Here is an 8099-nt window from a genome sequence, read left to right on the forward strand (position 1 = left end):
GCCATTGAGGATAACGTCGGTGGTTGGAACGTCAAAGACAAAGCCTGCCCTTATCCCTCTATAACGATTCATGATAGTCAGCGCAGGGGGAAGCACCTGTACACGATACGGAGTTTTGGTCTTCATTCGCCTGCCCTTGATGCAGAGTTCGCCCTCTTCCAAGACAATGTTTTCCTCCCGAAGATTACGGACATCGGAGATGGCAAGCCCTGAAAAGCAAGAAAAGACGAACAAATCACGGACAATACGATAGTTCTCCCATTCAATCTCCAAGTCGATGATGCGCTCAAGTTCTTCCTGCGTAATACTTCTCGGTTCGCCCTTTGGTCGCTCGTAACTGTAGCCCAAGAACGGATAGAAGTCCAGCACACCTTTCTTCACCGCCATGCGGACGATGGTCTGCAAGGTGGATAAGGCACTCGATATGCTACTGCGTTTCAGCTTTCGGTCAATGGTGAGATAATACTCGAAGCCCTCGATAAATGCTTTGTCCAGCTGTGAGAGTGGAATATCACTTACCTTGTGCTTCTTCCGCACATACTCACGGAGCAGGGAGAGTTGGTAGGTACGGAGTTTGAGCGTCTTTAAGGCTCGGTCGATGCCTATGCGCTCCTTTGTCTGTGCGAGATACTCCCCAAAACTCTCCAAGAGCAAGGCTTGGCGGTGGATTTGCCCCTGATAGGCATCCCTCACATCGGTGGCGGTAAAGGCTTCTTCTCTTTCATTGAGTTCGTGAAAGCGTGCGTGGATGAGTGCGGTGCATTCACCGAGTTTCTGATTGACGGACACCGCCATTGCACTCTTGCCGATGAGCCTTTGCTTACGGCTGTCCCAAAGAGTGAGCGGAGTCTTGCACTTGGTGGAGAAGCCCGAATGGGTTCTGCCAACGGAGATGCGCCCAATGACAGGCACAAGTCCTTTCTTGTCGGTTCGTTTCGCCTGAACGAAGAACGATACTTTGAGTTTGTTTTCCTTCATTTTTCTGTCGTTTTTTCTAAATTTCCTTTGTTTGCAAAGGTACAGATGAACAAGTATTCCCAAGCGATGCAGAAAAATGAAAGATGATGAATAAAAACCTATGACACAATTGTTTACATTCAATTCGTAACCCCTTTTTGCTTTTTCCTTGATGGGTTACGATTTGGTAACGGAACTCCTGCCGTTTGATGCTCGTTTTCGCTTACCCTTATAATAGTAAGAAAATGCTAAATGATACTATTTCAAATAGTTACATTCCCTGTATTTCCCTCTGTTTCCCTTGATTCTTGACTACTGATTATGCCCGCAAGATGAGCTTAGATTTACGCATGATTGATGAAAATGGGTACTCAGACCATATAGACAACAAGGCAAGCCATTGTGCGAAACTCTTGAATGACTATTACCAAAAGTTCGATGCACAGAAAGGTACGCAGTTTGTTTTCTCTGACTTGGGTACTTACAAGCCAAGCGAATGGAATGTCTATTCGGAGATAAAGCGTAAATTAGTGGAGGACTACCATATACCATCCTACGAGATACGTTTTATTCAGGAGTGCAAGAGCGAGAAAGCAAAGAAAGCGATGGTAGAAGCGATGAACCGTGGTGACATTCGCATCATCTTCGGCTCTACGTCCATGTTGGGTACTGGTGTGAATGCACAGCAGCGGGCAGTAGCCGTGCATCATCTTGACACGCCTTGACGACCTTCGGACTTAGAACAGCGCAACGGACGAGCTGTGCGCAAGGGAAACCTTATCGCCAAGGAGTTTGCGGACAACAAGGTTGATGTGATTATCTACGCTGTAGAACGTTCTTTGGACAGTTATAAGTTCAATTTGCTGCATAACAAGCAGCTCTTCATCAATCAGCTGAAGACAAACACGCTCGGCAGTCGTACCATTGATGAGGGTTCAATGGACGAGAACAGCGGTATGAACTTCTCAGAATATGTTGCAGTGCTTTCAGGCAACACAGACCTTTTGGAGAAAGCAAGATTGGATAAGAAGATTACCACCTTGGAATCCGAGCGCAAGAATTTTCTCCGTGAGCGTGATGCCGCAACGGGCAAGCTGGCAGAGATTGAGAGTTCCGTGTCCTTCCATTCCGACAAGATTAAGGAAGCTAAAGCTGACTTGGCTTGCTTTGAGCAGCGTGTGGAACGGGATAAGGAGGGGCTGCCCGTCAATAAACTGACAATCAAAGGTGTAGAGGACAGCACCGACATAAAGGTCATCGCCGCCCGTCTGCATGAGATAGAGGAAAAGGCTCGTACCAAGAGCGAGTACAATAAGATTGGCGAGGTTTACGGCTTTTCCATCATGGTCAAGACGGAGAGTAGTTCAAAGGATCTGTTTGATTGCTCAATAAACCGCTTCTTTGTCAAGGGACAGGAAAGCATCTACTATACCTATAATAACGGTAAGTTAGCGGCAGACCCGAAACTTGCCTGCGAGAACTTCGTAAATGCCTTGGAGCGTATCCCTAAGGTGATAGAGTCGCATGAGAAGGAAATGGCAAAGGTTGTTGCAAATAAAGAAGTTTATACTAATATTGCTAACAGTTCTTGGAAGAAAGAGAATGAGCTTCGCTCACTTAAAAGTGAAGCTGCTGAATTAGACAGAAAGATTGCGCTTACCCTTGCTCCACCAGAGGGGGAAAAAGAGGAAAAAGAGGAAACAGAAGAAATGAAGCAAGGAGAGGATTTATCCGACCATTATCATTCTGGAGGAGTAAAGAATGAAAGCTATCTTGTCCAAGACAGAGAAGATAATAGCCGTTTACCGAGTTTTAAACCCAAATGGAGGCACTAAACACATGCTGAGGGGCTAAATAAAAGTCAGACATCCGTATTGAATGTCTGACTTTTATCATTATACCTGCAAATAACCTTTTAGCTTATCTATTCCTTCTTTGTGCTTATCGGGAGTCTGTTTCTTAAGTTTACCTATATTCAGTAGTTTCCATTGTACAGATGGATATTGGCTTAAATCACCTGCGCAACATTTCTCCCACTGTGGTGTTCCCTCCTCAAAGGAAACGAGGAATTCCTTGTCAGTATTTGTAAGGCAGTCATTTACCTTTTTAATAATGGATTTACGAGCCTGCTCATAGTCTGTATAGGTAAATGGAATATCTGACATTCCCTTGAATTGGTTTTCAAGTGCCTCCTCTTGGTTTATATTATGAGGAGACAGGGATTCTACAATAGGCTTGTCGCTTCCCAATAAGCATAAGATGAGTCCGTCTTTTACACTTTCAAGCGTTTGGTCTTTCATGTATTTGCAGTCAAACATGTCACGTGGATGCTGGCGGCTGAGGGCGGCTGCAATCTTCCCCCCATAAAGTTGAGAAAAAGGAACTATACGTGCCTTACAGCTGGCTTGGAACCCTTCCTTCGCTTTCGGACAGAGTTCCATAATTTCAACCTCTCCAAGTATGCCCCGTTTTGTACCATTTACCTCTATTTTCACCGTAGCACCATCATGCGTGCACTGCAATTTCCATACTTCGGATTTATGTACCACATGTATTCCGGGAATGGCACGTTCTATACTAGTTTTCAGTTCTCCAAGATGTTGATTTATCTTTTCCAAACTCGCTGTGCGTGGCTCTATCGGAATATAGGTAAGGTCAATATCAACCGAGTAACGCGGCATATTCTGGTGGAACAGGTTAATAGCCGTACCTCCATGAACAGCAAAGTCCGTTATCTTGTAAACCAAAGGCATAATGCGTAGTAACAATGCCACCTGTTTTTTATATTGTTGATCATTCATAATCGTTTAATTCTTTTGGTACAATCATCTTATATTTGCTGATATATATACCAGATTTGACGAGTTGGAGTTTATGTGTCCCCAAATCTATTTTTGTAAGGTCTAAATCTTCATACCAATAATGCCCCGCTTTCTCTGCCATATATAGAAACAGCCTCTTCATTTTGTAATGTTTTGTGGTTTCCAATAACGATTGGACAACATTCGGACGCAGAGTGGTCAGCTGCTCCATTATATAAAATAGATCCATATAGATATATTGGCGTGGTGTTAGCAGCAGACATTCCATAAAAGCCTGCTCAGGGGAGGATATAAGCAGCCTCCAGTCCAAGTATGTTAAAGTTGTTATCTGTGCACTGATAAACACCTCTGTCTTGAAAAACTTAAATTCACGGTCGAAAATGTCATGCTTCATCCATTGTGGCATTTTATCACTTGCCGTTGATACCATTAACAGGGGTTTACCCATAGGAACATAATGGTTGAAGCCCCAAAGCTCCAAAGCAGAATGCGCTGCAACACGAAAACTCTTTCCTACTTGTTCGTTGAAGGACTGCAAAGCACCAAAAGCGGACAGCGTGTTGCCTGTGCGGTACATGACTCCCTTACATAGAGAGGATAACCAACCGGAAGAACGATACCTGCTCAACAACTGCCTGGAATAGCCATGCTCTATAAGCCATGTCGCAAACAGCAATCCGTTCTTTTGCCCAGATTGAAGCATTTGGTTTATTTTTTTTCCTTTTAGTATACTCATAGTTTACTTGCTGTAATTAAAACCAACCGCAAAGGTACAAAAGACTTTGCTAATTACAGTCAACTGGTTGAATTATTTCCTCGAAAGTAAACTAATAGTTGACTTGCAGGATAATATTTCAACCATAGTGAGAAAAAAAAGAATGAAATAAAACATGAACATTTCCAACATACTTGTATAGAACTGACTTCTACCAACCTTCTCGCTTCCGTACCATTTCATCTATCTCTTCCCTGAGAAAAAGTAATCGTCCATTGGCTTTGAGATAAGGGATTTTTCCTGCCCAAACCCAGTTGTAAACGGTCTTTTGCTCCACTTTGAGAATCTTGGATACATCAATGATATCCAAGTATTCGGGTTTCAAGGGAGGATGAACTGTTGTATCAACAGATTGCTCTTGCAGGATCAGCAGGCGGTCGAGTTTGTCCTCGACACGCATCAGTTTATCAAACAATCGTTTCTGCCATGTATCTTCTGTATGATGTTCTAAGTACGACATAGTTCTCCTTTTTGATAGTTACCATTGGTATCTTGTGCCAAGATACGTTGTTCTTTCATATAGGCGATGTACTTCTTTGCGGTTCTGTCCTTGATTTCCATCTCGCGCATCAAGACCTCACAAAGTTCTTGGTAAGTGAGCTTGAGGGGTTTTCTGAAAGCCTCTCTGACAACGCCAACGAGTTCATCGGTCTTGCGCTTTTCCTTGTCCTCTTTGGACTTCTCACCACGATAGACGTGCATGTCCTCAGCCTTATCCCATCCGAAAAGCATCATCGGTACGTCCAACGGACTTCCGTCACGGACTTTCAATGCTTTTACGACCGAGTATTCGGGATTATCATCTTTCTCTATGGAAAGAATACCGGCCGCCTTGCGTTGCAGTTCCGAGCCAATGTGCCCACGGAGTTTGATACCATTCGGTACGAAGTGTAGCACGCATATGATACAGGTATTATAAATCCCCGCCAAGCGATAAAGCTCGTCCACAATGGCAATACTTTCCGTTTCATCGTTGGCAGAACGTATTAAGTCGGCTATTCCGTCAAGCACCACAAGGTGGATGCCTCCATGCCTGTGATGGAACAAGTCCATACTCTCACGGATAAGGTTCAGTCTGTCCTTACGAGACAGAGAGGCAAGGTACAGAGAATGGCAAAACTCCGGTACTGCCGTCAAAGAAGCCCTACGCAGTGTCTTACCCAAGTTCTTGTGCAACTGTGCCTCTGACTGTTCCGTGTCATAGTGTAGGACCGCCAAGCCTTTGGGATTGGGGGTAATCTCTAATCCCAAGGTCTTCTCTATCGGCAATCGTTTTTCTCCCAACGCTCCGGCAAGGATGGCACCCACATAGTTGCTCTTGCCTGTCCCCTCACCTCCAGTAATGCAGAACAGGTTATCCTGTGTGCCGAGTGGCACACCGTTTACTGCTACTACTGATTTGGAAATATCTGGTGGATTCTCATAATCAATCTCACAGGAACGTAACATCATCATGGTTTGGCTATATAGATCTGAGAACATCTTGGCAAGCAACTCTTTCAGTTCCTTTGCCCCATTGCCCAAGGCAAAGAAATCTGAAATGTCTTTTTCAGACTTCGTACCACTTAGCGGAAGTGAAAGGTTCAAGACCTTGTATTCCGCCAGATGTTCAGACTGTTTATGTGCCTCCCGTACACCTGTTTCATCCACATCATACAAGAGTATTATATGCCTAAAACGAAGCTGAAGGCTCTCAATGATACTTGTCGGTATCTGTGCCGTTTCACTGTTGAAGCAAATCGCATTGAAGCCATGTGCATATAACGAGAGCACATCCTTTTCTCCACCTGTGATGAAGAGGATATCGCCTTTGGTGGGCAATTGCTCAAATCCAAAGACATAATCTTTCAATTTCTCGCCTCCGTAAAGAAAGCGCAATTTGCTGTGCGGACGATATATCTTTATAAAATCTCCCATGATGTAACAGAATATTGGCTCTTCTTTCGTAGAGCTTAGCGTGAACTGTTTACCTTGACAGGAGATGGCTTCATAACTTCGCAACGACTTCACGCTGTATTGCGTCAATGTTCTGTCCGTTATTCCATATCGTAACCAAAAATTCTTTTCTTCTTCATTGAAAGGCTGTTCATGAATCTTAAACCAGCGTTTGTTTTCTGGAGTTCCACAAACAGCATTCTTATGTCCTACAGAAAAAGTGCTCTTTGTATAACTTCTATTTTGCTCCGATGCGCCTCTGTTTTCAATAGAAATATTGAGTCCCAAGTCATGTACAATCATAGCCAGCACCTTTCTAAACTCAGTACGAACATCAAGTCCCATAATTGCGGCAGCAAACCAAAAACAGTCACCAGAATACGCTTCATTACCGAAATCCTTCATGCGATAGCATTGTGATTTTTCGTCAAAGTATATATTGCATGACGCACGCCTGTCATTATACAGAGAATTGCGAAAATTGCGCTTTGGAACGAAATCTATCGGCATATAAAAATAAAACACTTCCAATCCATGATTGGTTCTTTGTAAAAATTTCTTCTTTTAAGTTCATAACTCTTCAAACAAAGTTTGGGGATTATCACCCATGTATCCTTTTATAATTCCATCCCTATAGGCATTAAGACGCTGCAAGGCTTCCAGCCGTCGGAACCCCTTAAAAGTTGCACGCCCAGATTTTATTGCAATGTAGACTCCCTTAAAGGGATATACAACATGATTGCTTGATATGTAGCGATAAGGAATCGTATTATTATCTCGCCATCGTGCAAGGGAAGCCTTGGAAATGCCAAGAAGACGAAGAACGTCCGAAGAGCCTAATTCTATCTGTTCCTCCAAAACGGAATAGTCACGTTTAAGCTCCACGATAAACGAAACCACTTGATGCAACTCTTCGCGCAATGTTCTGATTTCATCAAAAAGTGAATTATTATTTTCCATTTTCATCTATAGTATTTTGAAGCACTTTTATCAGCCTTTGCAAAAGATCTTCTGTGCAGCCATTACTTTCTTCAAGAACAGAAAAGAACAACTCCAAGTAAGGCGAGAATTGTGACTTTTTAATTTTGAGTATCTCCTTCAACACTATTTTGAGTTCAGCTTCCTCTATCGTATGAAAAAGTCCACTATGGTGTACTTGTGGGTTTGCTACAGATTCGACAAGTCCTGCGGGAAGATGAATGACAAGTGTGTCCCTGCCAAACGCAGTTGCACATCGCTCTAAAGAACTTAGGCGTATGTCTTTTCCCAACTTGCAGGTTTTTACAAAATTAGAATACTCAAAACCTCCTAAATTAGCTACCAGCTTTACATTAATGCAAGTTGATAACATCATGTCAATGGTTGGTTTTACTATGAAAATTCGTCCTTCCTTATTTGATTTACATTCTTTTTTACGAGCCATATAAAATGAGATCAATGTTTTTAGAATGCAAAGTTCATATGGATTGAGTTTTTATCAGAATATTACAAAACCATTATTTGGCATTATTATACCATTTTGTTATTTTATATAATTACACAATATCATGACCTCAGTGCACGGTGCAAGACCCTTTATATATAAGGGCTTGCACCGTGCACTGAAAATT

7 protein-coding genes and 1 pseudogene are annotated in these 8099 nt (G+C 42.8%); 1 reads left to right on the forward strand and 7 read right to left on the reverse strand.

Translation table 11 applies throughout. The annotated features are described in order from the left end of the window. The coding region (locus tag HMPREF1254_RS10520) for a tyrosine-type recombinase/integrase (RefSeq protein ID WP_023058659.1) at nucleotides 1-978 on the reverse strand (978 nt) is incomplete at its 3' end. 287 nt (nucleotides 979-1265) lie between these two features. Between HMPREF1254_RS10520 and HMPREF1254_RS10525 the strand changes: the two are divergent. After that, a pseudogene (locus HMPREF1254_RS10525) lies at nucleotides 1266-2792 on the forward strand (helicase C-terminal domain-containing protein). A gap of 60 nt (nucleotides 2793-2852) precedes the next feature. Here HMPREF1254_RS10525 and HMPREF1254_RS10530 read toward each other — a convergent pair. The 6 genes from HMPREF1254_RS10530 to HMPREF1254_RS10555 form a co-directional block, all read right to left on the reverse strand. After that, entirely contained in the window at nucleotides 2853-3758 is a 906-nt protein-coding gene (locus HMPREF1254_RS10530; RefSeq protein WP_023058658.1) for a nucleotidyl transferase AbiEii/AbiGii toxin family protein, read from the reverse strand. Further along, nucleotides 3751-4515 (reverse strand): type IV toxin-antitoxin system AbiEi family antitoxin domain-containing protein, encoded by a 765-nt coding sequence (locus HMPREF1254_RS10535; protein ID WP_023058661.1) that lies wholly within the window; start codon nucleotides 4513-4515, stop codon nucleotides 3751-3753. Before HMPREF1254_RS10535 ends, HMPREF1254_RS10530 begins: the two co-directional genes overlap by 8 nt. A 190-nt stretch (nucleotides 4516-4705) precedes the next feature. Further along, the gene (locus tag HMPREF1254_RS10540) at nucleotides 4706-5014 is read right to left on the reverse strand and encodes a helix-turn-helix domain-containing protein (RefSeq protein ID WP_023058656.1); all 309 of its coding nucleotides are present in this window, start codon (nucleotides 5012-5014) and stop codon (nucleotides 4706-4708) included. After that, nucleotides 5002-6894, reverse strand: coding sequence for an AAA family ATPase (locus HMPREF1254_RS10545; protein ID WP_155945466.1), 1893 nt, complete (start codon nucleotides 6892-6894; stop codon nucleotides 5002-5004). The genes HMPREF1254_RS10540 and HMPREF1254_RS10545 overlap by 13 nt, the downstream gene beginning before the upstream one ends. 165 nt (nucleotides 6895-7059) lie before the next feature. Next, the gene (locus HMPREF1254_RS10550; protein ID WP_007173317.1) at nucleotides 7060-7455 is read right to left on the reverse strand and encodes a hypothetical protein; all 396 of its coding nucleotides are present in this window, start codon (nucleotides 7453-7455) and stop codon (nucleotides 7060-7062) included. Further along, a complete protein-coding gene (locus HMPREF1254_RS10555; RefSeq protein WP_036880633.1) occupies nucleotides 7439-7912 on the reverse strand; it encodes a hypothetical protein in 474 nt (157 codons plus the stop codon). Before HMPREF1254_RS10555 ends, HMPREF1254_RS10550 begins: the two co-directional genes overlap by 17 nt. Nucleotides 7913-8099 lie beyond the last annotated feature (187 nt).

It is taken from the genome of Prevotella sp. BV3P1 (genome assembly GCF_000479005.1).
In the GTDB taxonomy this organism is placed as follows: domain Bacteria; phylum Bacteroidota; class Bacteroidia; order Bacteroidales; family Bacteroidaceae; genus Prevotella.

Coding starts and splice junctions, on each gene's coding strand:
- HMPREF1254_RS10530 (WP_023058658.1), bottom strand. CDS start 3,758: ATGAATGATCAACAATATAAAAAACAGGTGGCATTGTTACTACGCATT.
- HMPREF1254_RS10535 (WP_023058661.1), bottom strand. CDS start 4,515: ATGAGTATACTAAAAGGAAAAAAAATAAACCAAATGCTTCAATCTGGG.
- HMPREF1254_RS10540 (WP_023058656.1), bottom strand. CDS start 5,014: ATGTCGTACTTAGAACATCATACAGAAGATACATGGCAGAAACGATTG.
- HMPREF1254_RS10545 (WP_155945466.1), bottom strand. CDS start 6,894: ATGAAGGATTTCGGTAATGAAGCGTATTCTGGTGACTGTTTTTGGTTT.
- HMPREF1254_RS10550 (WP_007173317.1), bottom strand. CDS start 7,455: ATGAAAATGGAAAATAATAATTCACTTTTTGATGAAATCAGAACATTG.
- HMPREF1254_RS10555 (WP_036880633.1), bottom strand. CDS start 7,912: ATGGCTCGTAAAAAAGAATGTAAATCAAATAAGGAAGGACGAATTTTC.